Annotated in this window: 22 protein-coding genes, 1 tRNA gene, 1 other RNA gene and 1 pseudogene; 17 read left to right on the top strand and 8 right to left on the bottom strand. The window is 69.8% G+C overall.

What is annotated here, in order from left to right:
* Positions 1 to 17: 17 nt before the first annotated feature.
* From prfB to smpB, 4 genes and pseudogenes are all read left to right on the top strand, one after another.
* Positions 18 to 1,130 (top strand): peptide chain release factor 2, encoded by a 1,113-nt coding sequence (gene prfB, locus QE410_RS09015; RefSeq protein ID WP_307330745.1) that lies wholly within the window; start codon positions 18 to 20, stop codon positions 1,128 to 1,130.
* A gap of 126 nt (positions 1,131 to 1,256) precedes the next feature.
* Positions 1,257 to 2,364 (top strand): annotated as a pseudogene (gene ftsE, locus QE410_RS09010) (cell division ATP-binding protein FtsE).
* Entirely contained in the window at positions 2,361 to 3,278 is a 918-nt protein-coding gene (gene ftsX, locus QE410_RS09005) for a permease-like cell division protein FtsX (RefSeq protein ID WP_307330740.1), read from the top strand. Before ftsE ends, ftsX begins: the two are co-directional and overlap by 4 nt.
* 86 nt (positions 3,279 to 3,364) lie before the next feature.
* The gene (smpB, locus tag QE410_RS09000) at positions 3,365 to 3,841 is read left to right on the top strand and encodes an SsrA-binding protein SmpB (RefSeq protein WP_307330738.1); all 477 of its coding nucleotides are present in this window, start codon (positions 3,365 to 3,367) and stop codon (positions 3,839 to 3,841) included.
* 73 nt (positions 3,842 to 3,914) lie between these two features.
* Here smpB and QE410_RS08995 read toward each other — a convergent pair whose 3' ends face one another.
* A complete protein-coding gene (locus QE410_RS08995; protein ID WP_307330735.1) occupies positions 3,915 to 4,568 on the bottom strand; it encodes an SIMPL domain-containing protein in 654 nt (217 codons plus the stop codon).
* Positions 4,569 to 4,814: 246 nt separating this feature from the next.
* On the opposite strand from QE410_RS08995, the gene ssrA reads away from it, so the two are divergent.
* Positions 4,815 to 5,184: a transfer-messenger RNA gene (gene ssrA / locus QE410_RS08990) on the top strand.
* A gap of 85 nt (positions 5,185 to 5,269) precedes the next feature.
* Here the strand turns inward: ssrA and QE410_RS08985 are convergent.
* Positions 5,270 to 5,809: a YaeQ family protein gene (locus tag QE410_RS08985; protein ID WP_307330732.1), complete on the bottom strand. Its 540-nt coding sequence runs from the start codon at positions 5,807 to 5,809 to the stop codon at positions 5,270 to 5,272.
* A 62-nt stretch (positions 5,810 to 5,871) separates the two neighbouring features.
* On the opposite strand from QE410_RS08985, the gene QE410_RS08980 reads away from it, so the two are divergent.
* Positions 5,872 to 6,168 (top strand): hypothetical protein, encoded by a 297-nt coding sequence (locus tag QE410_RS08980; protein ID WP_307330729.1) that lies wholly within the window; start codon positions 5,872 to 5,874, stop codon positions 6,166 to 6,168.
* A gap of 9 nt (positions 6,169 to 6,177) precedes the next feature.
* Here QE410_RS08980 and QE410_RS08975 read toward each other — a convergent pair whose 3' ends face one another.
* Both QE410_RS08975 and QE410_RS08970 read right to left on the bottom strand, forming a co-directional pair.
* A complete protein-coding gene (locus QE410_RS08975; protein WP_307330727.1) occupies positions 6,178 to 6,729 on the bottom strand; it encodes a hypothetical protein in 552 nt (183 codons plus the stop codon).
* Between the two features lie 17 nt (positions 6,730 to 6,746).
* A complete protein-coding gene (locus QE410_RS08970) occupies positions 6,747 to 7,562 on the bottom strand; it encodes an inositol monophosphatase family protein (RefSeq protein ID WP_307330724.1) in 816 nt (271 codons plus the stop codon).
* Between the two features lie 104 nt (positions 7,563 to 7,666).
* Between QE410_RS08970 and QE410_RS08965 the strand changes: the two genes are divergently transcribed.
* Together QE410_RS08965 and QE410_RS08960 are read left to right on the top strand one after the other, a co-directional pair.
* Positions 7,667 to 7,742, top strand: a tRNA-Lys gene (locus tag QE410_RS08965).
* Between the two features lie 613 nt (positions 7,743 to 8,355).
* A complete protein-coding gene (locus QE410_RS08960) occupies positions 8,356 to 10,008 on the top strand; it encodes a DUF4082 domain-containing protein (protein ID WP_307330721.1) in 1,653 nt (550 codons plus the stop codon).
* 99 nt (positions 10,009 to 10,107) lie between these two features.
* On the opposite strand, the gene QE410_RS08955 is transcribed toward QE410_RS08960, so the two are convergent.
* The 3 genes from QE410_RS08955 to QE410_RS08945 form a co-directional block, all read right to left on the bottom strand.
* On the bottom strand, positions 10,108 to 11,310 hold the full coding sequence (locus QE410_RS08955) for an MFS transporter (RefSeq protein ID WP_307334431.1): 1,203 nt from the start codon (positions 11,308 to 11,310) through the stop codon (positions 10,108 to 10,110).
* Between the two features lie 65 nt (positions 11,311 to 11,375).
* Entirely contained in the window at positions 11,376 to 11,843 is a 468-nt protein-coding gene (locus QE410_RS08950; RefSeq protein WP_307330719.1) for a MarR family winged helix-turn-helix transcriptional regulator, read from the bottom strand.
* Positions 11,844 to 11,893: 50 nt separating this feature from the next.
* Positions 11,894 to 12,691 carry an IclR family transcriptional regulator gene (locus QE410_RS08945; RefSeq protein ID WP_307330716.1) on the bottom strand — a complete coding sequence of 266 codons (798 nt, stop codon included), beginning with the start codon at positions 12,689 to 12,691 and terminating at the stop codon, positions 11,894 to 11,896.
* 102 nt (positions 12,692 to 12,793) lie between these two features.
* Between QE410_RS08945 and QE410_RS08940 the strand changes: the two genes are divergently transcribed.
* From QE410_RS08940 to QE410_RS08930, 3 genes are read left to right on the top strand one after another with little or no spacing between them, the layout of a single operon-like run.
* Positions 12,794 to 13,609, top strand: a complete 816-nt coding sequence (locus QE410_RS08940) for a CoA transferase subunit A (RefSeq protein ID WP_307330712.1) — start codon at positions 12,794 to 12,796, stop codon at positions 13,607 to 13,609.
* A gap of 1 nt (position 13,610) precedes the next feature.
* On the top strand, positions 13,611 to 14,267 hold the full coding sequence (locus QE410_RS08935; RefSeq protein WP_307330709.1) for a CoA transferase subunit B: 657 nt from the start codon (positions 13,611 to 13,613) through the stop codon (positions 14,265 to 14,267).
* Positions 14,264 to 15,451 carry an acetyl-CoA C-acetyltransferase gene (locus QE410_RS08930; protein WP_307330706.1) on the top strand — a complete coding sequence of 396 codons (1,188 nt, stop codon included), beginning with the start codon at positions 14,264 to 14,266 and terminating at the stop codon, positions 15,449 to 15,451. Before QE410_RS08935 ends, QE410_RS08930 begins: the two co-directional genes overlap by 4 nt.
* Positions 15,452 to 15,603: 152 nt before the next feature.
* Here the strand turns inward: QE410_RS08930 and QE410_RS08925 are convergent, their stop codons facing one another.
* A complete protein-coding gene (locus QE410_RS08925) occupies positions 15,604 to 15,858 on the bottom strand; it encodes a hypothetical protein (protein WP_058231373.1) in 255 nt (84 codons plus the stop codon).
* 189 nt (positions 15,859 to 16,047) lie between these two features.
* Here QE410_RS08925 and otsA point away from each other — a divergent pair, with 189 nt between their 5' ends.
* The 6 genes from otsA to ilvC all read left to right on the top strand — a co-directional run bounded on the left by otsA (position 16,048) and on the right by ilvC (position 23,694).
* Positions 16,048 to 17,517 carry an alpha,alpha-trehalose-phosphate synthase (UDP-forming) gene (otsA, locus tag QE410_RS08920; RefSeq protein WP_307330702.1) on the top strand — a complete coding sequence of 490 codons (1,470 nt, stop codon included), beginning with the start codon at positions 16,048 to 16,050 and terminating at the stop codon, positions 17,515 to 17,517.
* Positions 17,514 to 18,293, top strand: a complete 780-nt coding sequence (gene otsB / locus QE410_RS08915; RefSeq protein WP_307330700.1) for a trehalose-phosphatase — start codon at positions 17,514 to 17,516, stop codon at positions 18,291 to 18,293. The genes otsA and otsB overlap by 4 nt, the downstream gene beginning before the upstream one ends.
* Before the next feature lie 136 nt (positions 18,294 to 18,429).
* Positions 18,430 to 20,148: a dihydroxy-acid dehydratase gene (gene ilvD, locus QE410_RS08910; protein ID WP_307330697.1), complete on the top strand. Its 1,719-nt coding sequence runs from the start codon at positions 18,430 to 18,432 to the stop codon at positions 20,146 to 20,148.
* 46 nt (positions 20,149 to 20,194) lie between these two features.
* On the top strand, positions 20,195 to 22,003 hold the full coding sequence (locus QE410_RS08905) for an acetolactate synthase large subunit (protein WP_307330694.1): 1,809 nt from the start codon (positions 20,195 to 20,197) through the stop codon (positions 22,001 to 22,003).
* Between the two features lies 1 nt (position 22,004).
* Complete coding sequence (gene ilvN / locus QE410_RS08900) at positions 22,005 to 22,514, top strand: acetolactate synthase small subunit (protein ID WP_055953948.1); 510 nt, start codon at positions 22,005 to 22,007, stop codon at positions 22,512 to 22,514.
* Positions 22,515 to 22,668: 154 nt separating this feature from the next.
* On the top strand, positions 22,669 to 23,694 hold the full coding sequence (gene ilvC, locus QE410_RS08895) for a ketol-acid reductoisomerase (RefSeq protein ID WP_307330686.1): 1,026 nt from the start codon (positions 22,669 to 22,671) through the stop codon (positions 23,692 to 23,694).
* Positions 23,695 to 23,929: the final 235 nt, after the last annotated feature.

Below are 23,929 nucleotides of genomic sequence, written 5' to 3'. Positions count from 1 at the left end.
GATAGGCTTGATCGCAAATGCTCGAACTCGATTTGACCGCCGACATCCAGGCGCTGCGCTCGACCTTCGCCGATATCCAGGCCGTGGTCGACGTCGACGCACTCACCGCTGACATCGACCGCCTGAGCGAAGAGGCGGGTGCCCCCGACCTCTGGGACGACGTCGACAACGCGCAGAAGGTGACCAGCCGTCTCAGCCACCGCCAGGCTGAGCTCAAGCGCATCACCGAGATCGAGCAGCGTCTCGATGACCTCGAGGTGCTCGTCGAGCTCGCGATCGAGATGGACGACGAAGACTCCGCCGACGAGGCCCGCCGCGAACTCGCGTCGCTGAAAGAGGTCATCGGCCAGCTCGAGGTGCAGACGCTCCTCGACGGCGAGTACGACGCGCGCTCCGCGGTCGTGACCATCCGCTCCGGCGCCGGCGGCGACGACGCCACCGACTTCGCCGAGATGCTGCTGCGCATGTACCTGCGCTGGTGCGAGCGTCACAAGTACCCCGCCAAGGTCATGGACATGTCGTACGCCGAGGGCGCTGGCATCAAGTCGGCCACCTTCGAGGTCGACGTGCCCTACGCCTACGGCACGCTCTCGGTCGAGGCGGGCACGCACCGCCTCGCGCGCATCAGCCCCTTCGGCGGCGCCGACAAGCGCCAGACGAGCTTCGCTGCGGTCGAGGTCATTCCGGTGATGGAAGAGGCCGTCGAGGTCGACGTGCCCGAGGGTGACATCCGCGTCGACGTCTTCCGTTCCTCGGGGCCCGGTGGTCAGTCGGTCAACACGACCGACTCCGCCGTTCGCATCACCCACATCCCCACCGGTCTCGTCGTGTCGATGCAGAACGAGAAGTCGCAGATCCAGAACCGCGCGGCTGCCATGCGCGTGCTGCAGACCCGTCTGCTCCTGCTCAAGCGCGAAGAAGAGGCGGCCAAGAAGAAAGAGCTCGCGGGCACCATCACCGCCAGCTGGGGCGACCAGATGCGCTCGTACTTCCTCTACGGCCAGCAGCTCGTGAAAGACCTCCGCACCGGTTACGAGGTCGGAAACCCCGCGGTCGTCTTCGACGGTGACCTCGACGGTCTGATCGCGGCCGGCATCCGGTGGCGCAAGCGCAAAGACGACGACGACTGACGCGTCTGCCGTCTCGCGAGAAGCCCTGTGGATGCCGGCACACCGGCATCCACAGGGCTTTCTCCGTTTCCGGACACGGCGCGTCTCAAGGGTGTGCTCAGATGCCGCGTCTAGGCTCGTCGAGCCATGATCCGGTTCGAGAACGTCACCAAGCGGTATCGCGGCACCGCGAAGCCCGCCCTGAACGCCGTCGACTTCGAAGTGCTCCGCGGTGAGTTCGTCTTCCTCGTCGGCGCGTCGGGGTCGGGCAAATCGTCGTGCCTGCAGCTCATCCTGCGGGCGGAGACCCCCAGTGAGGGGCGCGTCGTCGTGCTCGGCCGCGACCTGCGCACCCTGTCCAACCGCAAGGTGCCCTACTTCCGTCGCGAGATCGGCTCGGTGTTCCAGGACTTCCGCCTGCTGCCGAACAAGACCGTCTTCCAGAACGTCGCCTTCACGCTGCAGGTGACCGGCTCGTCGCGGGGCTTCATCCAGCAGGCCGTGCCCGAGGTGCTCGCGCTCGTCGGCCTCGACGGCAAAGAGAAGCGCCTGCCGCACGAGCTGTCGGGTGGGGAGCAGCAGCGCGTCGCGATCGCGCGCGCACTCGTCAACCGCCCCCAGGTGCTGCTCGCCGACGAGCCGACCGGAAACCTCGACCCGGGTACCTCGACCGACATCATGCGCCTGCTCGCGCGCATCAACGCCGGCGGCACCACCGTCGTCATGGCGACGCACGAGGCGGGCTTCGTCGACCAGATGCAGCGACGCGTGATCGAGCTGCGCGGCGGCGAGCTGGTGCGCGACGAGCGCGGCGGCGGCTACGGCGACACCACCAGCATCCCGCGTCTGACGCCCGAGGTCGAGAAGGGCGCGGCAGCCGTCGCCGCCCTCACGGCCGTGCTCGAGGTGCAGCGCGAGGGTCACCGGTCTCACCGGCCCGGTCGAGCCGCTCCCGCAGACGGATGCCGCGCCCGCACCCCGGGCGGAGTCGTCATCGGATGCCGCGGCGTCCGCTCCCGCGGCATCGGCCCCTGCGGCGTCCGCTCCCGCGGCGTCGGCCCCCGCGGCATCCGCCCCCGCGGTGCCCGTCGCGGCGGATTCCGGCGACGAGCCTCCGCGCCCGCTCCGCGAGCCCGGGACGAACACCGGTTTCATCCCGGTCACGACCCCCGACGTCGATGAGCTCGGCCTGGCCGACCGGCTGGGGCTCGGCAAGAAGACAGACCGCAGCGACGAAGTGGGACCCACGACATGAGGCTCGGACTCATCCTGTCGGAGGCCTTCACGGGCCTGCGCCGCAACGCGTCGATGGTGATCTCCGTCATCCTCGTCACCTTCGTGTCGCTGACCTTTGTCGGCGCGGCGATGCTCATGCAGATGCAGATCGGCAAGATGCAGTCGTACTGGGCCGACCGGGCCCAGGTGGCGGTGTCGATGTGCGCGACGGTGTCCGACGTCGACACCTGTCAGGCCGGCCAGGCCGCGACCCAGGACCAGATCGACGCCGTCGAGGCCAAGCTCGACGGACCCGCTCTCGCCCCGCTGATCCGTGACTACACGTACGCGACCAGTGAGCAGGTGTTCGAGAACGCCAAAGGACTGCTTCCCGAAGACATCCTCGGCGTGGTCACCGCCGACCAGTTCAACGCCACCTTCAGCATCAACCTCGTCGACCAGAGCCAGTCCGACGTCATCATCGAGGCCTTCAGCGGTCAGACCGGTGTCGAAGACGTCACCGATCAGCTGCAGTACCTCGAACCGCTGTTCCAAGCACTGACGGTGGCGACCTACGTGGCCGTCGGCATCGCTGCCCTGATGCTCATCGCTGCGGTGCTGCTGATCGCCACGACGATCCGGCTGTCGGCCTTCGCCCGCCGCCGAGAGCTCGGCATCATGCGCCTGGTGGGGGCCTCGAACCGCTTCATCCAGACACCGTTCGTGGTGGAGGGTGTGATCGCCGCGCTCGTCGGCTCGGCGCTCGCGAGCGTCGCCGTGTGGGCGATCGTGGGTGTCGGCGTCGATCAGTACCTGCGTGATCGCGTCGGATTCATCACGTCGTGGGTCGGCATCGGCGATGTGGCCATCGTCATCCCCACGATCGTCGTCGTGGGCGTCGTCCTGGCCGCCTTGAGCGCCAGCTTCGCCATCCGACGGTGGCTCCGCGCCTGATCGACCGGCGCCCCGTGACAAGCCGGCCTCGGGTGTGGGGTAATCTGTAAGGCTCCGTGTGCCCATGATCATGAGGAGGTGGCACCATGCCTCGTGAGCAGGGTGAGAAGCTCATCGCGTCGAACAAGAAGGCGCGTCACGACTACGCCATCGAGAAGACCTACGAGGCCGGTCTGATCCTGACCGGCACCGAGGTGAAGTCCCTGCGCCAGGGGCGCGCGAACCTCACCGACGGCTACGCGTACATCGACGGCGGCCAGGCGTATCTCGATGCCGTGCACATCCCCGAGTACTCGCAGGGGCACTGGACCAACCACTCCGCGAAGCGCACGCGCAAGCTGCTCCTGCACAAAGACGAGATCATCAAGCTCTCGCATGCCGTGTCGGCGGGCGGGTACACGCTCGTTCCGCTGCGGCTGTACTTCCTCGACGGGCGGGCGAAGGTCGAGATCGCGGTGGCCAAGGGCAAGCGCGAGTTCGAGAAGCGCCAGACGATCCGCGAGCGCGAAGATAAGCGCGAGGCCGAGCGGGCGATGCGCACGAAGAACCGCCTGGGCGAGTAGACCCGTCTCGGCTCGCCGCAGATCGCCACGACTTCGTCGGGCGATTTCGGTGGGGCGCCCGATCGACGTCGCGTCACTCGGCGCGGAAGCGCCCCTCCACCACCGACGTCACGACGATCTCGGGCGGCTGCAGGCTGAACGACGGCCCGCTGCCGCTCGCGGCCATCAGGCGCGCGCCCATCGGCGCCGGGGCCTCCGGACGAGCGCCGAGCAGCCCGGCGTCGGCGATCTCGACGGCGGAGACGGATGCCAGCCCCAGTGCGTCCGCGTACGCGGCGGCGCGTTCGACGGCCACGTGCACCGCCTCGGCGGCGACCTCGCGCTCGACGCGCGCGCGGGTGTCGGGGGAGAGGCGCCACTCGACGGCCGTGACCTGCACGTCGTCGGACTCGGCGACATCGCCCAGCCACCACGACAGCGCGCCGGCATCGGTGAAGGTCGCCGACACCTCGACGCTGGCGTGGTGAACGAGGGGGAGCTGGACGCCCTCGGAGTTCCACGGTCTGTCCGACCACACCGATACGCGCGCGCTCGACCACTCCGACACCTCGCCGGAACGCAGGTGCGCTACCAGGCCGTCCTGCACGGTCGATGCGCGTTCCTGCGCTTGTTCGACGACGGGCCCGCGGGCGGGGCCGTCGGTGGAGACGGTGACACGCACGGCCGCCTCTTCCGCGCGCACGCGGGCGTTGCTCTCGCCTCGGACGGTGATGACGACGTCGCTCATGCGGTGAGCCTACGGGAGGTGGGCGCCGGGCCGCCCCTGCGCCCGTCGACCGCCATGCGGGGCTCGGTCATCCCCGGACGGTGGGTGGGGGCCGCGAGCGTCGTCTGTGGAGCCGGCTCGGTGGTCGGCCGGCGCGCGGGAATGTCTGCGTCTCGCGATCCGTTGTAGACTGTGATGCTCGGGTGCTTCGGTTCCCGGCGTGGTAACTCAACAGTGTGACAACGGCCGCTCCTTCACGGAGTTCCCGGGGCTGATCGGTTTCGACAGCGCCTGCGAACCCGCGAGAAGCGGGCCGAGGATGTGGGGTTATCTCGTAAACGCTCCCTGCAAAACAATAAGTGCCGATGCTAAGCGCACTGACTTCGCCCTCGCTGCCTAAGCGAGCCCGATAGTCCGTCAGACCGTGTGTGACCCCGCCACGGATCCTGGCGTCATTTAGGGGTCTTGCTGCGTGACGGCGTCTGGACGTCACGCGGGACTTTTCCCAGGCTGGGCTCGTCGACTTAGGTGTCTGTGACAAAGGTCGGAGCCGAGCAGAACGTCTGCACAGACTGCGCCCGGAGAAAACGCGGAGACCCAGCGTTGGACGGGGGTTCGATTCCCCCCAGCTCCACGAGCCGTTGTCACGATCGAGTTTCACGAAGAAGCCCCCGCGCCCGCCCGTTTCGGCGGGCGCGGGGGCTTCTTGCGTCGGTGGCTCGTCAGCCGGCGCTGCGGGTGTGGATGTCGCTCTCGCCCGCCACGCCGTTCAGCTCGAGGTAGATGCGTCCTTCGGTGCGGGTGAGGGTGGCGGTGCTGCGTCGCTCGATGCTGTCGGCGAGGCGCTCGACGAAACCGGGGTCGAAGCTGTGCAGCAGCACGTCATCGGCGCGGTGGATGCGCTTGCCGGCCCAGGGGGCCGCGACCTTGTCGGGGTCGCGGTGCGTGTAGACCGCGACCCTCTCGGCCTTCATGCTGCCGGTGTGCAGGCGGGCGGCATCCGGAGCTCCGACCTCGATCCACGCGACGAGGGCGCCGGTGAGGTCGGTGACCATCACGGCGGGCTCGTCGGTGGCGGCGACGCCCTCGCTGAAGCCGATGCCCTCCTCGAACTCGAGGCAGTAGGCCAGCACGCGCGTGAGCATGTACGGGGCGGTCTCGGACGGATGCCGGGCGACGCGCAGCTGCAGCTCGTCGTAGACGCCGCGATCGACGTCGGAGAGCTGCACCGTGAACGTGTGAATGGTCGAGCCGATAGCCACGAGGGTCGAGCCTACGCGAGCGGCGCCGAGACGGCGGGCTCCGCGCCGTCTAGGGTCGGGTCATGCCTGACCCTCGCGCGCTCCGCATCGACGTCGGCCCCTTCCATCTCGCGCCCACGCCCGAGGCGACGACCTGGACGGCCGCACCGCGCTCCGCCCCCGGGGGCCGGGCGCCCGTGGCCGGCGGGTCGGAGACGTCTCCGCCGGAGATCACGGCAGCCTGGAACGACTGGGTCGTCTTCGCGCAGAAGGTGCTGCGCGCCGACGAACTGTGGCGGGCGAGCGAGGCGCGCGGTGACGCGTGGGACGAGGGGTTCGCCGCAGCGCGCGATGCGGCGGCGGTTAACCCGTACCGGTGACGCCCGCCGCTAGCGCGGAGCGTCGACGAGAATCAGGCTCTGGCGCGTGTCGGCCAGCTTCACCCACCCGTCGCCGAACAGGTAGGTCAGGCCATAACCGTCGACGCCGCGCCCGCCCAGCCACTCCGGGTTCTCGGTGACATACGTTCCGTCGGCGTCGACCTCGACCTGCCAGCCCGACGCGACGAGCTCGTCGCGCGCCGTCTTCGCGGCGGCCTCGTCGATCGGTGCCCACCCGAAGATCTGCACGCGGTCGGACGCGATCTTCTCGTCACCCCACTTGCACTGGATGCCGTCGTCGAGGGTGGTCGCGCCGATGCGGAACGGCTCTTCTTGACTGACCCAGCCGAGGCTCGTGAAGTCGTCGGCCGTGGCCTGGGGAATGATGTTCTCGCACGTCGGGTCGGGCGTTTCCGACGCGGGCGTCGCCGTGGTCGGGGGCGGCGCGATCGTCGGACCCGCGGCTGACTCCGCGACGCTGGGCGCCGCATCGGGGGTCGCCGCGGTGCAGGCGGTCGAGACGGCGCCGGTGAGAACGACAGCGGCCGCAGCGAACACCACGCGCCGACGCGCCCCCATCATCGGCCGGCCCCGTCGCGCAGGACGGCCGAGAAGGCCTCGTGAAGAATGCCGTTGGTCGCGAACGACGAGCCCGCGTCGAGCCGGTCGGAGCCGTCGAAGGCGGTGAACCGCCCGCCGGCCTCGCGCACGATGGGCGCGATCGCGGCGATGTCGTACTCTTTCACGTCGAATTCGGCGACCAGCTCCAGCCGACCCTCGGCGAGCCACATGTACGGCAGGGCGTCGCCGTAGGCGCGATCCCGCCAGACCGCACGCGTGAGGTTCTCGAGCGCAGGGAGGAGTCCTGCGTCGTCCCACTGCTCGATGCTCTGGAAGCTGATGCTCGCGGCGCCGATCTCGTCGACGCCCGATACCCGGATGCCACGCGTCTCGCCCGACGCGGTCGAGGTCCAGGCCCCGTGGCCCACGGCGGCCCACCAGCGGCGCCCGATGGCGGGCTGACTGACCACGCCCACCTGCGGCACACCGTCGACGGTGAGGGCGATGAGCGTCGCCCAGACCGGGATGCCGCGCATGTAGTTGTGCGTGCCATCGATGGGGTCGATCACCCACCGCCGTGTCGTGTGGCCCGACGCGCCGAATTCTTCGCCGAGTACCGCATCGTCGGGTCGCTCGGCGTCGAGGACCTGCCGGATCGCGCGCTCGGTCGCGAGGTCGGCCTCGGTGACGTGCGTGCGGTCGGGTTTGGTGGCGACGCGGAGGTCTGCGGCGTCGAAGCGCTGCATCGACACGGCGTCGGCGGCATCGGCCAGGCGAAGGGCGAGGGCGAGGTCGTCGGTGAGCGTCGGCGCGGGCGCTTCGAGAGGGGGCACGGCTCAAGGATAACGGTCGATCCGCGGCCGATTTGGTGTGCCCGCGTCATGCCTGGTAACGTAATCCCTCGGTTCGGAACGCAAGTTTCGGGCCGAAACGGAACGCACCTCTAGCTCAATCGGCAGAGCAACTGACTCTTAATCAGTGGGTTCTGGGTTCGAGTCCCAGGGGGTGCACCACCACCGAAGATCCCCTCCACGGCCCTGGCCGGGAGGGGATCTTCGCTTTTCTCCGATCTCATCGCATCGGTCACCCGGGCCGATCTTCTCGGTCACCCGTCAGCATGGACGCGTGGCGCGCACCCCCTGGCTCGGGACGTGCTGGTCGAGCGGGTGGGGCAGACGCGCTCGACACCGTGACAGACGCTTCGCGCGGGTTCTCGGCAGAAGATTTTGGAGCAGAAAGAGGCGCGGTGTCCAGGATGAAATTCTGACGCCGTTCCCAAAGGGTGTGCGGGCCCCACGACGCGGAAGGGTCCGGTTCCTCTTCGCGCGGTCGTACGCTCGGCGAAGTCGCCCGTGTTCTCGCGGGTTTTCCCCGTTCCGTGCGCGATCGAACGCGCCCGCGCGTCTGATTCGTGCGGTCTTCGCGGTCCATTATTAATCGCCCCGTAATAGGCCGGGGTATATGGTCGACTTTGCTGCCCCTGCAGCGGTCCTGGCATTCACACCCGCCGCGGGGCGTACACAAAACAATGCGCACCCGAGCACAAGCCGAAAGCACAATGCGCCCATGGAACCCAACGCCGTCTCCGGTGTTTCGTCCCGTTCGTCCGCCCCTCGCCGGCGCACGATGCTCCTCACGACTCTCCTCACCGCCGCCGCGCTCGTCGCCGGCAGTGCCACCCCCAGCGTCGCCGCGGTGACCGCCCCCGTCGGCGTTCACCCCGACGGCACCCGGCCGCAGGTTCTCGCGATGCCCGTCCCGGGGCCCCTCGAGGTCGGGTTCACCTTCAAGCCCGCCGAGTCAGGCACCCTGTCGGGCGTGCGCTTCTACCAGAACGCGTCGAACTCCGGCGTGGTCAGCGCGTCGGTGTGGTCGTCGACCGGGGTGCTGCTCGCGCAGGCGCCGGTGAACCCCGCCGCGGCCGTCGGGTGGCGAACCGTTCCGATCGAGCTCGACCTCGACGCCGATGTCACCTACACCGTCAGCGTGCTCGACAACGACGGACGCATCCCCGCCATCGAGAACTTCTTCGCCGAGCCGAAGACCACCAATGGAATCGTCACGGCTGCGAAGGCAGGCGTGTACAAGTCTTCGGCCGGATTCCCCACCATCGGCCAGACCTCCAGCGGCCTCGTCGACGTCGCCTTCACGGCCAACCCCGATCTCGAGTCGGGCTCCGAGCCGAGCGAGCCCGAGCCCACGGATCCGGTGACGGCTGCGCCCACGCCGGACCCCGCGGGACCCGTGAGCGCCGTGGGCCCCGACGGCACCCACTGGCCCGAGAACACGCCCCGTGCCGACGCCGCGCGCGTCGTCAACGTCAAACCGACTTGGTCCGCGATCGCAGCGGCGATCACCGCCGAGTCGAAGACCTCTGACGACGTCGTGATCTGCGTTGCGCCGGGCACCATCACCGGCGGCAATGGTGCCGGCTCCAGCGCGAAGGGCGTCTTGCAGGACATCGGCAACGCGTCGCGCACCTCTCGCATCCTCGTCAGCGCGTGCGCCGGCGTCGGCACGGTGAAGACGGCCGGCGACAAGGGCATCGCTTTCGTCGGAGTCCGGGGCGTGTCGATCGTCGGCATCGACATGGGCTCGACGTCGGTGATGCTCCGCAACGTCGAGGCGTTCGGTTTCGGATACACCACCGTCGGCACTCTGCTGGTGACCGCCAACGGCGGTCGCGGCGTGCAGAACGCCGACGTGGTCGAGGTCGTCGCCGGAGCCGAAGCGGTGACGGGCGTCGGGTACGACCGCATGGAGGTGAAGTCGGCGGACGGCTACAGCGTCAACGATCTGAGCTTCTCGGGGCTCTACGCCGCGCCGCACTACAAAGAGCGCGGTTCCAATGCGCACACCGACACGATCCAGTTCGTCACCACGACCGGTAGCGGCACGATCACGAACGTCCTCCTCGAGGATTCCGCGATCTTCCAGTCGTCGAACCAGGGCATCATCGCCGGAAGCAACAGCGGCGGAGAGATGCGCAACACCCTCGTCGTCGGCGGCAAGACGAGCCAGCTTCGCTACCCGGTGTACGAGGGCGGCCAGCCCATCGTCGCCGCCAACTCGCTGCACGGCACCTGGTCGAACCTGGCGGTGGAGACGTCCACCGTCGCGGGCAGCGTCTCGTCGTCGTACTCGTTCTCGACGGTGGAGGCCTCGGCGAGCACGAAGGGCGATCGCGGCTTCAGCAAGCTGGTGCCCTTGACCCTCGCCGACCTGGACGAGATGGCGCCCGTCCCCACGGCCGAGCGTCTGGCCGCCATCTGGGGCTGACTCACCGAAACCACCGAGGCGCCGGAGGCCGCACGTGATCGACGTGTCGGCATCCGGCGCCTCGGTCGTTCGCGGTGCGGCGCGGTCAATGGCTGCGTCTCACGCCGCGTCTCCGACCAGAACGGCGGCGCCCTCGTCGGCGGCATCCGGGTGCGCGCCGTCGATGTGGGCGAGCGTGCGGCGCCCGAACAGAATGCAGGCGCCGGCGATGACGACGGCTCCCGCGGCGACGACATACGGCACGCCCGCGTTGTAGGTGTGCCACAGCAGAGCGGCGAGCGGGGGAGCGACCGCGCCCCCGAGGAAGCGCACGGCCGAGTACGCCGACGACGCCACCGACCGGGGGAGGTCGGTCGCCTCCATGACGGCCTCGGTGAGGGCCGTGTTGACGACGCCGAGCACGAGACCCCCCACGACGATGCAGGCCACCAGCGCCGGAGCCGATGCCACGACGAATGCCGCCACGAGCAGATCGAGGGCGAGCAACGGCAGCGCGATCAGCAGAACGGTGGTCAGCCGCAGCCGCCGCAGCAGGATGGGGGCCACCCACACACTCGTGACGGCGAGCCCGACGCCCCAGCCGAAGAACGTCAGCCCGATGCCCATCGCACCGAAGCCGAGCGGGAACGGCGAGAACGCCAGCAGGGTGAAGAAGCCGATGTTGTAGAACAGCGCGGTCGCGGCGAGGATCGCGAGCGCCGGACGCCCGAGCGCGCGGAACGGCGCGCTGAACGCGAGCGGCGTGCGCTCGGGCGAGGGTCCGCGCAGCAGCACCGTCACCGCGACGAAGGCGATGGCCATGAGGGCGACGACGCCGAAGAACGGGCCGCGCCAGCTCATCTCACCCAGGATGCCGCCGAGCAGCGGCCCGATGGCGATGCCGAGGCCCAGAGCGGCTTCGTAGAGGATGATGGCCGCCGAACTGCCACCGGACGCCGCCCCCACGATCGTGGCGAGGGCGGTGGAGATGAAGAGGGCGTTGCCCAGGCCCCATCCGGCGCGGAAGCCGATGATCGCGTCGACGCTGCCGCTGAGGGCGCACAGCAGCGAGAAGACGACGATCAGCGCGAGGCCCACCAGCAGCGTCGCCTTCGCGCCGATGCGGCTCGAGATCCAGCTGGTGACGAGCATGGCCAGGCCGGTGACGACGAGATAGCTGGTGAAGAGCAGCTCGGTCTCGACGGGGCTCGCCTCGAGCGACTCGGCGATGGCGGGCAGGATCGGGTCGACGAGCCCGATGCCCATGAAGGCCACGACGCACGCGAAGGCGACGGCCCACACCTGCGCGGGCTGCTTCCAGATCCGGGATGCCGCGGGCGCCTCCTGCCGCGTGGCGGCCGGGCCCGTGACGGGGGCGGTGTCGGTGCTCACCGGACGACCTCCTTCTTCTCGCGTGACGTGTCGAGGGTGGCGACGGGCACCAGCCCGACGCGCAGCGACAGCGCGGACGCCGCGACGCCGACGGCATCCCATTCCGCCTCCGACAGATCGGCGACGTGCGGAGCCAGCGCCGCGCGGAACTGCTCGAACCACACGGCGAGCGCCTCGAGACCGCGGGCGGTGGCGCGCACGACGCTGACGCGCGAATCCGTCGGGTGCGCGGCGCGCTCGACCAGACCCGCGGCATCCATCTGGTGCACGAGGCGGGTCATGCCGGGCTGCGTCACCCGGCTGAGGGTGGCCAGGTCGCCGAGACGCTGCGGTCCGTGGTCGCGCAGCAGCGTCAGGGTGCGCCACTGCGCGGCGGGGGCGTCGTTATGGGTGTCGAGGGCCGCGATGCGCGTGAGGGCGTGCACCGCGAGCAGGAGTGTCTGCAGATCGTCGTCGCGGGTCATGACGTAAACCATACCGCAGGTATATACCGGAGGTATCTAATCGACGCAGATCAGCGGGCGGCGATGCGTGTCGAGAGCTGGTGCGCGTGGGCGAGCAGGATGCGCCCCAGCTCCGCGAGCCGCTCGCCGCCGAAGCGGAACTCCACCCCGGTGAGGCTCAGCGCCCACTGCGGGTCGCCGGACCGCGTGAACACCGCGGCACCGACACCCCAGCTGCCCTCGACGATCAGGCCCGGGTTCACGGCGTAGCCGCGGGCCATCGTGTCGGCGATGCGTGTGCGCAGACGTGCGGGGGAGTGCGACGCGCCCCAGCGGTCGGCGAGCTCGGGGTGCCGATCCAGGTAGGCGTCCACATCCTGGGGCGGGAGGAACGCCAGGATCGCCAATCCCGCCGACGCGACGCCGAGCGGGAACCGCACCCCCTCCGACAGCACGAACGAGCGGATGGGGAAGCTGCCGTCTTCGCGCAGGAGGCACACCGTCTCGTCACCCCGCCTGACCGAGAGGAATGCGCTCTCCTCCGTGCGCACAGCGAGAGAGCGCACGATGTCGCGGGCGACGGCGGTGACGTCGAACCGGGATGCCGCGACGCTGCCCATCAGAAAGAGCTCGGGCCCCGGGAGCCAGTGCCCGGTCGTGTCGTCGCGATCGACGAGCCCCTCGATTCGCAGCGCGTTGAGCAGGCGGTGGGCGGTGGGGCGGGTCAGGTCGGCGTCGTGCGCCAGGTCGCCGACGGTCGCGCCCGCGTCGCCGGCCGCGGTGACGAGTCGGAGCAGGTGCGCGGCACGCGCGATGACCTGGGCGCCCGGGACGGTGCTCCGCGGGCCCCGCGTATCGGGGTTGTCCACGATGTGGACGGTACGCCGCGTGGCATCCACATCGCAAGAACTCGCTCGATGCGGCGGCGGCGGCGAACGCAGCATGGGAACACGCTGTTCGAAGGAGTGCGCGTGATCGACAAGACCTGGCCGACAGCAGCCGACGCCGTCGCCGACATCCCCGACGGGGCCTCGCTCGCCGTCGGAGGGTTCGGCCTGTCCGGCAACCCCATCGCGCTCATCGAGGCGCTCCTCGCCCAGGGCACGCGCGACCTCTCGGTCGTGTCGAACAACTGCGGCGTCGACGACTGGGGGCTCGGCATCCTGCTTGGAGCCGGTCGCATCCGCAAGATGACGTCGTCGTACGTGGGCGAGAACAAGGAGTTCGAGCGGCGGTTCCTGTCGGGGGAACTCGAGCTCGAGCTCACCCCCCAGGGCACCCTCGCGGAGAAGCTGCGCGCCGGCGGAGCGGGGATCGCCGCCTTCTACACGCGGACCGGCGTGGGCACGCAGGTCGCCGAGGGCGGTCTGCCGCGGCGCTACGACGGCTCCGGCGGTATCGCCGTGGCATCCCCGCCCAAAGACGTGCGCACCTTCGCCGTGGGAGGTGAGCCGCGCGACTTCGTGCTGGAGGAGGCCATCACCACCGACTTCGCCCTGGTGCATGCCTACAAGGGGGATCGCCACGGCAACCTCGTCTTCCGCAAGGCCGCGCGCAGCTTCAACCCCCTCGCGGCGATGGCCGGACGTACGTGCATCGTGCAGGTCGAGCACCTCGTCGAACCCGGCGAGATCGACCCGGATGCCGTGCACCTACCGGGCGTCTTCGTGCACCGCATCGTCGAGGTGGGCGCGGTCGACAAGCGCATCGAGAAGCGCACGGTTCGTGCGGCAGTGGTCGCTCCGACCGGCTCAGGGGCCACCGCCGCGACGACGAAGGAGTGGTGACATGCCCCTCACCCGGATCGAGATGGCCGCCCGCGCCGCGCGAGAGCTCGCCGACGGCTCCTATGTCAACCTCGGCATCGGCCTGCCCACCCTCGTGCCGAATCACGTGCCCGAGGGCGTGACCGTCGTGCTGCAGTCCGAGAACGGCATCCTGGGCGTGGGGCCGTACCCGACCGAGGACGCGGTGGACGCCGACCTCATCAACGCCGGCAAAGAGACGGTGACGACGCTCCCGGGAGCGGCGTTCTTCGACTCGGCGCTGAGCTTCGGAATGATCCGCGGCGGCAAGATCGACGCCGCGATTCTCGGGGCCATGCAGGTGTCGGCATCCGGAGACCTGGCGAACTGGATGATCCCGGGGAAGATGGTGAAGGGCCCGGGCGGCGCGATGGACCTCGTGCACGGCGCGGCGCGGGTGATCGTGCTGATGGAGCACGTCGCCAAAGACGGCTCGCCGAAGATCGTCGACGCGTGCTCCCTGCCGCTCACCGGTCGCGGCGTGGTCGACCGCATCATCACCGACCTCGCCGTCATCGATGTGACGCACGATGGACTCGTGCTCGTCGAGCTCGCCCCCGGCGTCAGCGTCGACGAGGTGCGGGATGCCACCGAGCCCGATCTGACCGTGAGACTCACCGAGGAGATCCAGACCGCATGACCGCCCAGAACGACATCGTCATCGTCGCCGCCGCCCGCACCCCGCAGGGACGGCTGAAGGGTCAGCTCGCGCCGCTCACCGCCGTGCAGCTGGGCGCCGCCGCGATCCGCGGAGCGCTCGAGCGCGGCGGCATCCCGGCCGACACGGTCGACGCCGTGCTGGTCGGACAGGTGCTGCAGGCCGGCGCCGGGCAGAACGCCGCGCGCCAGGCGGCGATCGCAGCGGGGATCGGCTGGGACGTGCACGCCGCGACCATCAACAAGGTCTGCCTCTCGGGGCTCACCGCGATCATCGACGCCGCCCGCATGCTGCGCCTCGGAGACGCCACGGTCGTGGTCGCCGCGGGCATGGAGTCGATGACCCGCGCCCCGCACCTGCTCATGAACTCCCGCGAGGGCTACGCCTACGGCTCGGTCGAGGTGCTCGACCACATGGCCTTCGACGGCCTGACCGACGCCTACGACCGCGAGAGCATGGGCGCCTCGACCGAGCGCGCCAACGCCCGGTACGAGGTCACCCGCAAGGCGCAGGATGCCGTGGCCGCCCGCTCACACGAGCGTGCCGCCGCCGCGCAGAGCGCCGGCATCTTCGACGCCGAGATCGTGCCGGTCGAGATCCCGCAGCGAAAGGGCGCCCCGGTCGTCGTGAGCGCCGACGAGGGCATCCGCGCCGACACGACGGTCGAGACCCTTGCGAAGCTGCGGCCGGCCTTCGCCGGGGGCGGGTCGATCACCGCGGGCAACGCCTCGCAGATCTCCGACGGCGCCTCCGCCGTCGTCGTCACCACCCGCGCGGTCGCCGCGCAGCACGGCTGGAACGTGCTCGCCGTCGTCGGCGCCGCGGGCCAGGTCGCCGGCCCCGACAACTCCCTGCACGATCAGCCCGCCCGCGCCATCGCCCGAGCGCTCGAGAAGCAGGGCATCGCGGCATCCGTCCTCGATCACGTCGAGATCAACGAGGCGTTCGGCGCCGTCGTGGCCCGCTCCCAGGCCGCGCTCGGCCTCTCCGACGACGTCGTTAACCCGCACGGCGGCGGCATCGCGATCGGCCACCCCATTGGCGCGTCGGGCAACCGCCTCGTCGTGCACGCCGTGCACGAGCTCGTGCGGCGGGGGAGCGGCACGGCGGCGGTCGCGCTCTGCGGCGGCGGCGGTCAGGGCGACGCGCTGATCCTGACCCGCTGACCCGCGACGGGCGCCCTGCACGGGGCGACGGCGCAGCCCCCGGGCCTGAGGGCGGATGCCGAAGCTTCAGGCCGCCGCGGCCATGCCCCGCGAAAACGACGAACGGATGCCGCGACCTCGAGGCCGCGGCATCCGTTCGCTCGTGTCGTGGGTCAGCGCGCGAGGCGCTTCTTCAGCAGCTTCTGCTGCTTCTTGGCGATGGGGGAGTCGCCGGCGATGACCTTGCCGCGGCGCGCGCGGCGAGTGTCCACCACCGACCCGATGGCGAGCGCGAGGGTGATGCCCCAGCTCAGCCACGCCAACGCCGTGCGCCACGTGAACGGCTCGTCGTTCTTGAGTGCCCGCAGGAGCGTGACGCCGCCGGTGATGGCGCTGAGAAGACCCGTTCCGAAGATGTACTGCCGCATGCACACAAACCTATCGATGCGCGCGTCGACGTGCCGCGCCTTGACACCCGTACGCTTCGTGCGCGACGACGGCGAGACGCCGCGCGCCGCCGGGTGTCATCCGGGGTGGGGCGTTTCCGGCGTCGCCGTCCACCCCCTCGACCGGAAGCGACCCGCTGTTAGCCTGGAAAAGATCCCCGAGGAGGACCTGTGACCCAGGCCGATTTCGTCGTCGTCGCCAACCGCTTGCCCGTCGACCGCACCCCCGATGGAGAGGGCTGGCGGCGCTCGCCGGGCGGTCTCGTCACCGCCCTCGAGCCCGTCATGCGCCGCGCCGAGGGCGCGTGGGTGGGGTGGGCCGGCCAAGCCGACGTCGACGTCGAGCCCTTCGAATTCGACGGCACCCACCTCGTTCCCGTGACGCTCTCCGCCGCCGACGTGCAGCTGTACTACGAGGGCTTCTCGAACGACACGATCTGGCCGCTGTACCACGACGTGATCGCCGCGCCGACGTACAAGCGCGCGTGGTGGGACGCTTACGTCAAGGTGAACAAGCGTTTCGCCGACGCCGCTGCCGACGTCGCCGCCGAGGGCGGCATCGTGTGGGTGCAGGACTACCAGCTGCAGCTCGTGCCGAAGATGCTGCGGGAGCTCCGCCCCGACCTCACCATCGGCTACTTCCACCACATCCCCTTCCCCGCTTACGGCCTCTACGCGCAGCTCCCGTGGCGCAAGCAGGTGCTCGAAGGGCTGCTCGGCGCCGACGTCATCGGCTTCCAGCGGGTGGCGGACGCCGGCAACTTCGCGCGCGCCGTCCGGCGCCAGCTGCGGTACGAGACCAAGGCGAGCGGCATCCTCGTCCCCGACGGCGACGGCGGCACGCGCGTCGCCCTGGCGAAGGCGTTCCCCATCTCGATCGACGCGGAGTCGTACATCGAGCTGGCGCAGAAGCCCGAGATCCAGCAGCGGGCGAAAGAGATCCGCGAGGGCCTGGGCAACCCGCGGAAGATCCTGCTCGGCGTCGACCGTCTCGACTACACAAAGGGCATCCGACACCGCCTGAAGGCATGGGGCGAGCTGCTCGAAGACGGCCGGGCGACCGTCGAAGACGCCACTCTCGTTCAGGTCGCGAGCCCCAGCCGCGAGCGCGTCGACGCCTACGTGCAGTTGCGCGATGAGATCGAGATGACCGTGGGACGCATCAACGGCGACCACGACAGCACGACGCACACCGCGATCCGGTATCTGCACCAGTCGTACCCGCGCGAAGAGATGGTGGCGCTCTTCCTCGCCGCCGACGTGATGCTCGTCACGGCGCTCCGCGACGGCATGAACCTCGTCGCGAAGGAGTATGTCGCCAGCCGCACCGACAACCGCGGCGTCCTGGTGCTGAGCGAGTTCGCCGGAGCCGCCGACGAGATGGGCAGCGCGCTGCTGATCAACCCCCACGACATCGACGGATTGAAGGATGCCATCGTCCGCGCGATCGACATGCCCGCCGCCGAGCAGGGGCGGCGCATGCGGACGCTGCGCAGACGCGTGCGCGAGCACGACGTCGAGGACTGGTCGCGGGGCTTCCTCGACGCCCTGTCGGTGTTCCACGAGCGCTCGTCGAGCGCGGCGGCCGCCGCCGAGGTCGACGCGAGCGATGTCGACGACGACGTGATGGATGCCGAATGACCGCCGCCGACGCCGCGGTCGAAGCCGTCGCCACCACCGACACCCTGCTGGTCGCCCTCGACTTCGACGGCACCCTGTCGCCCCTGGTCGACGAACCGATGACGGCGCGCATGACGCCGGGAGCCCGCGACGTGCTCGACGAGCTCGCCCGGCTCCCGCGCACGGTGGTGGCGCTGGTGTCGGGTCGCTCACTCGGACACCTGCGTGAAATCGCGGAGCACGCCGACGATTCGCCGGTGTGGCTCGCGGGATCGCACGGCGCGCAGTACTGGGTGCCGGGCACGGGCATCGAGGCGACCGCCGACGCGGCTGCCGACCTCGCGCTGCGCGACCGGCTCTTCCGCGAGGCGTCGTCGGCCACGGCCGAGATGGCCGGGGTGTGGATCGAGCCGAAGGAGTACGGACTCGGTGTGCACACGCGCACCGCGGAAGCCGAGGTCGCGAACGCCGCGCGGAGCCTCGTCGACGAGCTGGTCGGGGCCGCCGCGCCCACGTGGCGCCGCCGCACCGGCCACGACATCCTCGAGTTCGCGTTCCGGCACGAGGGCAAGGACTCCGCCATCGCACTGCTGCGCGAGCGCGTGGGCGCATCGGCCGTGCTGTTCGCCGGAGACGACGTCACCGACGAAGACGCGCTGCGCTCGCTCGGGCCGGGAGACCTCGGCATCCGGGTCGGCGGGGGAGAGACGGCGGCCACCCTTCGGGTCGACGACATCGAGGCGTTCGTCGCCGTGCTCGCGGAGGTGGCGCGGCTGCGTCGGGCCCACGGCGGCTGACGTCCGCGACGGCGGGGACGCTGCGACCGTCGCAACCGTCGTCGTTCCCGCCGACCCCTCCTGCACACCGCCATCAATCGGCCGTTCATCGCCCGTTGCGCATCGGCCGTGCCCGCGCGCGCAATAGACTTTCAGGATGCCCGCACCGCACAATCCGAACACCGGCGAGTTCGACATCAAGCCCCGCAGCCGCGTCATCACCGACGGCATCGAAGCCACGACCTCGCGAGGCATGCTCCGCGGCGTCGGCATGGGCGACGACGACTGGGACAAGCCCCAGATCGGCATCGCGTCGAGCTGGAACGAGATCACTCCCTGCAACCTCAGCCTCGACCGCCTCGCGCAGGGCGCGAAAGAGGGCGTGCACTCCGGCGGCGGCTACCCGCTGCAGTTCGGCACCATCTCCGTCTCCGACGGCATCTCGATGGGCCACGAGGGCATGCATTTCTCGCTCGTCTCGCGCGAAGTCATCGCCGACAGCGTCGAGACCGTGATGATGGCCGAGCGCCTCGACGGCTCCGTGCTGCTCGCCGGCTGCGACAAGTCGATCCCCGGCATGCTCATGGCATCCGCCCGCCTCGACCTCTCGAGCGTCTTCCTCTACGCCGGCTCGATCGCCCCGGGCTGGGTCAAGCTCTCCGACGGCACCGAGAAAGAGATCACGATCATCGACTCCTTCGAGGGTGTCGGTGCGTGCCTCGCGGGTCGCATGAGCGAGGCCGACCTCAAGCGCATCGAGTGCTCCTTCGCCCCCGGTGAGGGCGCCTGCGGCGGCATGTACACCGCCAACACCATGGCCTCCGTCGCCGAGGCGCTCGGCCTGAGCCTCCCCGGCTCGGCCGCCCCGCCGTCGGCCGACCGCCGCCGCGACTACTTCGCCCACCGCTCGGGCGAGGCCGTGGTCAACCTGCTGCGCCAGGGCATCACCACGCGTGACATCCTCACCAAAGAGGCGTTCGAGAACGCCATCGCCCTCGCCATGGCACTCGGCGGCTCGACCAACGTCGTGCTGCACCTGCTGGCCATCGCCCGCGAGGCCGAGGTCGAGCTCACGCTCCACGACTTCAACCGCATCGGCGACAAGACGCCGCACGTGGCCGACATGAAGCCGTTCGGTCAGTACGTGATGAACGACGTCGACCGCCACGGTGGCATCCCGGTCGTGCTCAAGGCCATGCTCGACGAGGGCCTGCTGCACGGCGACGCCCTCACCGTCACGGGCAAGACGCTCGCCGAGAACCTCCGCGACCTCGAGCCCGACCCCGTCGACGGCAAGGTCATCCACTCGTTCGACGACCCGATCCACACCACCGGCGGCATCACGATCCTGCACGGCTCGATGGCGCCCGAGGGTGCGGTCGTGAAGTCGGCCGGCTTCACCGGCAACGTCTTCGAGGGCCCCGCCCGTGTGTTCGAGCGCGAGCGTGCCGCCATGGACGCCCTCGAGGCGGGCGAGATCAACGCCGGCGACGTCGTCGTCATCCGGTACGAGGGCCCCAAGGGCGGCCCCGGCATGCGCGAGATGCTCGCCATCACGGCGGCCATCAAGGGCGCGGGCCTCGGAAAAGATGTACTACTCTTGACGGACGGTCGATTCTCAGGCGGCACAACCGGCCTCTGCATCGGCCACATAGCTCCCGAAGCGGTCGACGCAGGTCCGATCGCCTTCGTGCGCGATGGTGATCTGATACGGGTCGATATCGCCGCTCGCAGTCTCGACTTGATCGTCGATGAGGCCGAGCTGAGTTCCCGCCGCGAAGGCTGGGAACCTCTTCCCCCGCGCTATACCCGTGGCGTTCTGGCCAAGTACTCCAAGCTCGTGCGTTCCGCCGCGGAAGGCGCTGTCACGGGCTGACGGCCGTCCCCCTTTCTCACCTTCTTACGGTTCTCGAGGTACTCCTATGTCCATCGATTCCCCCACCGCGGCCGTGCCCCGGCCGCCCGCGCGCACGGCGCCCGCGCCCGTGATGACGGGCGCGCAGGCGGTCGTCCGCTCGCTCGACCTGCTCGGCGTGACCGACGTGTTCGGTCTGCCGGGCGGGGCGATCATGCCCGTCTACGACCCCCTCATGGATGACGAGCACGTGCGCCACATCCTCGTGCGCCACGAGCAGGGCGCCGGCCACGCGGCAGAGGGCTATGCCGCGGCCTCCGGCAAGGTCGGCGTCGCCATCGCGACATCCGGCCCCGGAGCCACGAACCTCGTCACGGCGATCGCCGACGCCTACATGGACTCGGTGCCGCTGGTGTGCATCACCGGTCAGGTGTTCTCCACCCTGATGGGAACCGACGCCTTCCAGGAGGCCGACATCGTCGGCATCACGATGCCGATCACGAAGCACTCGTTCCTGGTCAAGTCGGCGGAGGACATTCCCGGCGCCATCGCCGCCGCATTCGAGATCGCCTCGACCGGTCGTCCCGGCCCCGTGCTCGTCGACATCACCAAAGACGCGCAGCAGGCCGAGGCGGCGTTCGTGTGGCCGCCGAAGATCGACCTGCCCGGCTACCGGCCGGTGACCAAGGCGCACGGCAAGCAGATCCAGGCCGCGGCCCAGCTGCTGGCCACCGCCAAGAAGCCCGTGCTCTACGTGGGTGGCGGCGCGATCCGCTCGAACGCGTCGGCGGAGCTGAAGGTGCTCGCCGAGGCCACGGGCGCGCCCGTCGTGACCACGCTCATGGCGCGCGGGGCCTTCCCCGACTCGCACGAGCAGCACCTCGGCATGCCCGGCATGCACGGCACCGTGCCCGCCGTGCTGGCCTTGCAAGAGAGCGACCTGATCGTCTCGCTCGGCGCTCGCTTCGACGACCGCGTCACCGGCAAGGCGGCGCTGTTCGCGCCGCACGCCCAGGTCGTGCACGTCGACATCGACCCCGCCGAGATCTCCAAGATCCGTACCGCCGACGTGCCGATCGTGGGCGACCTGCGCGAGGTGCTCGTCGACCTGGATGCCGCGTTCCGCGCCGCCGACGCCGAGCACCCGCACGACTACACCGAGTGGTGGACGTATCTGAACGGCCTGCGCGAGGAGTTCCCCCTCGGCTACACGCCGACCACCGACGGCCTGCTCTCGCCGCAGCACGTGATCCAGCGCATCGGCGAGCTGACCGGTCCCGAGGGCGTCTACGCCTCCGGCGTCGGCCAGCACCAGATGTGGGCGGCGCAGTTCATCAAGTACGAGCGTCCCAACGCCTGGCTGAACTCCGGCGGCGCCGGCACCATGGGGTACGCGGTACCCGCGGCCATGGGCGCCAAGGTGGCCCAGCCCGAGCGCGCCGTGTGGGCGATCGACGGCGACGGCTGCTTCCAGATGACCAACCAGGAGCTGGCGACCTGCGTCATCAACGACATCCCGATCAAGGTCGCGATCATCAACAACTCCTCGCTCGGCATGGTGCGCCAGTGGCAGACGCTGTTCTTTGACGGCCGTCACTCCAACACCGACCTGAACACGGGGCACGGCACGCGCCGCATCCCCGACTTCGTCAAGCTCGCCGAGGCCTACGGGTGCCTCGCGATCCGCGTTGAGAAAGAAGACGAGATCGACGCCGCGATCCAGCTCGCGCTCGACACGAACGACCGCCCCGTGGTGATCGACTTCGTCGTGAGCGCCGACGCCATGGTGTGGCCGATGGTGCCGCAGGGCGTCAGCAACAGCTACGTGCAGTACGCGCGCGACCACTCGCCGGCCTTCGCCGAGCAGGAGGACTGAGATGTCTCGTCATGTTCTGAGCCTCCTCGTCGAGGACAAACCGGGTCTGCTCACTCGCGTCGCGGGGCTGTTCGCCCGTCGCGGTTTCAACATCGAGTCGCTCGCCGTGGGCGTCACCGAGGTGCCGGGGCTGTCCCGCATCACGGTCGTCGTCGACGTCGAGGGCCTGCCGCTCGAGCAGGTGACGAAGCAGCTCAACAAGCTGATCAACGTCATCAAGATCGTCGAGCTCGACCCCGCGGCATCCGTGCAGCGCGAGCACGTGCTCGTGAAGGTGCGCGCCGACAACGCCACCCGCTCGAACGTCGTCGAGGTGGTCAATCTGTTCCGTGCCTCGGTGGTCGACTACGCCCCCGATGCCATGGTGATCGAGATCACCGGAGACTCCGGCAAGGTCGGGGCCTTCCTCAAGGCGATCGAGCCGTTCGGCGTGAAGGAGCTCGCGCAGTCGGGCCTGCTCGCCGTGGGTCGCGGCGGCAAGAGCATCACAGAGCGCGTCCTGCGCGGCTGAACCCGGTCGGTCCCTGAGCCCGTCGAAGGGACCGACACCCCGACCCGTCGGTCCCCGAGTCTGTCGAAGGGCCCGACTCCCCGAACTTCACACGTCCCACAACCCCCGGTCCCTTCGACAAGCTCAGGGACCTGACTCAAGGAGAAACATCCTCATGGCAGAGATCTTCTACGACGACGACGCCGACCTCGCGATCATCCAGGGCAAGAAGGTCGCGATCGTCGGCTACGGCTCGCAGGGTCACGCTCACGCGCAGAACCTTCGCGACTCGGGTGTCGAGGTCGTCATCGCGTTGAAGGACGGCTCCAAGTCGGCCGCCAAGGCGCAGGAAGACGGCTTCGATGTCAAGAGCGTCGCCGACGCCGCCGAGTGGGCCGACCTCATCATGATCCTCGCGCCCGACCAGCACCAGCGCTCGATCTACGCCGACTCCATCAAAGACAAGCTGACCGAGGGCAAGACGCTCGCCTTCGCGCACGGCTTCAACATCCGCTTCGGCTACATCGACGCCCCCGAGGGTGTCGACGTCATCCTCGTCGCCCCGAAGGCGCCCGGCCACACCGTGCGTCGCGAGTACGTCGCCGGTCGCGGCATCCCCGACATCATCGCCGTCGAGCGCGACGCCTCGGGCTCGGCCTGGGACACCGCGCTGTCGTACGCCAAGGCCATCGGCGGCACCCGCGCCGGCGTCATCAAGACGACCTTCACCGAAGAGACCGAGACCGACTTGTTCGGTGAGCAGGCCGTGCTCTGCGGTGGCATGAGCCACCTCGTGCAGTACGGTTTCGAGACCCTCGTCGAGGCCGGCTACCAGCCCCAGATCGCCTACTTCGAGGTGCTGCACGAGCTCAAGCTCATCGTCGACCTCATGTGGGAGGGCGGCATCGCCAAGCAGCGCTGGTCGATCTCCGACACCGCCGAGTACGGCGACTACGTCTCGGGCCCCCGTGTCATCTCGCCCGAGGTCAAGACGAGCATGCAGGCAGTCCTCGCCGACATCCAGTCGGGCGCGTTCGCGAAGCGCTTCATCGACGACCAGGACAACGGCGCCACCGAGTTCCTCGAGCTCCGCGAGAAGGAGCAGGGTCACCCCATCGAGGCCACCGGCAAGGAGCTGCGCGGTCTGTTCGCGTGGAAGCAGCAGGACAGCGACTACGTCGAGGGCAGCGCTGCGCGCTGACCTCCGCCGGAGGCTACGTCATCCATAGCGATCGCCCAGGCGATCGCGGTGGGCTCGGCCGAGCGCTGAGTTCTCCCTCACGAACGCCCCGGGACCTCACGGTTCCGGGGCGTTCGCCGTTTCCGTGCAGCGGTGCCCAGCGTCATGGAGCCGGCGCAGGTCGCGCACACGTGCTGCCCGGCGGGTGCGCCGACCCGGCCGGTGCGGCCGACGGCCTCAAGGCGGCACGGGGCCG

The organism is Microbacterium sp. SORGH_AS_1204, assembly GCF_030818935.1.
In the GTDB taxonomy this organism is placed as follows: domain Bacteria; phylum Actinomycetota; class Actinomycetes; order Actinomycetales; family Microbacteriaceae; genus Microbacterium.
The sequence above is the reverse complement of the archived record's forward strand: the minus strand, read 5'-3'. Positions and strand labels throughout refer to the sequence as shown.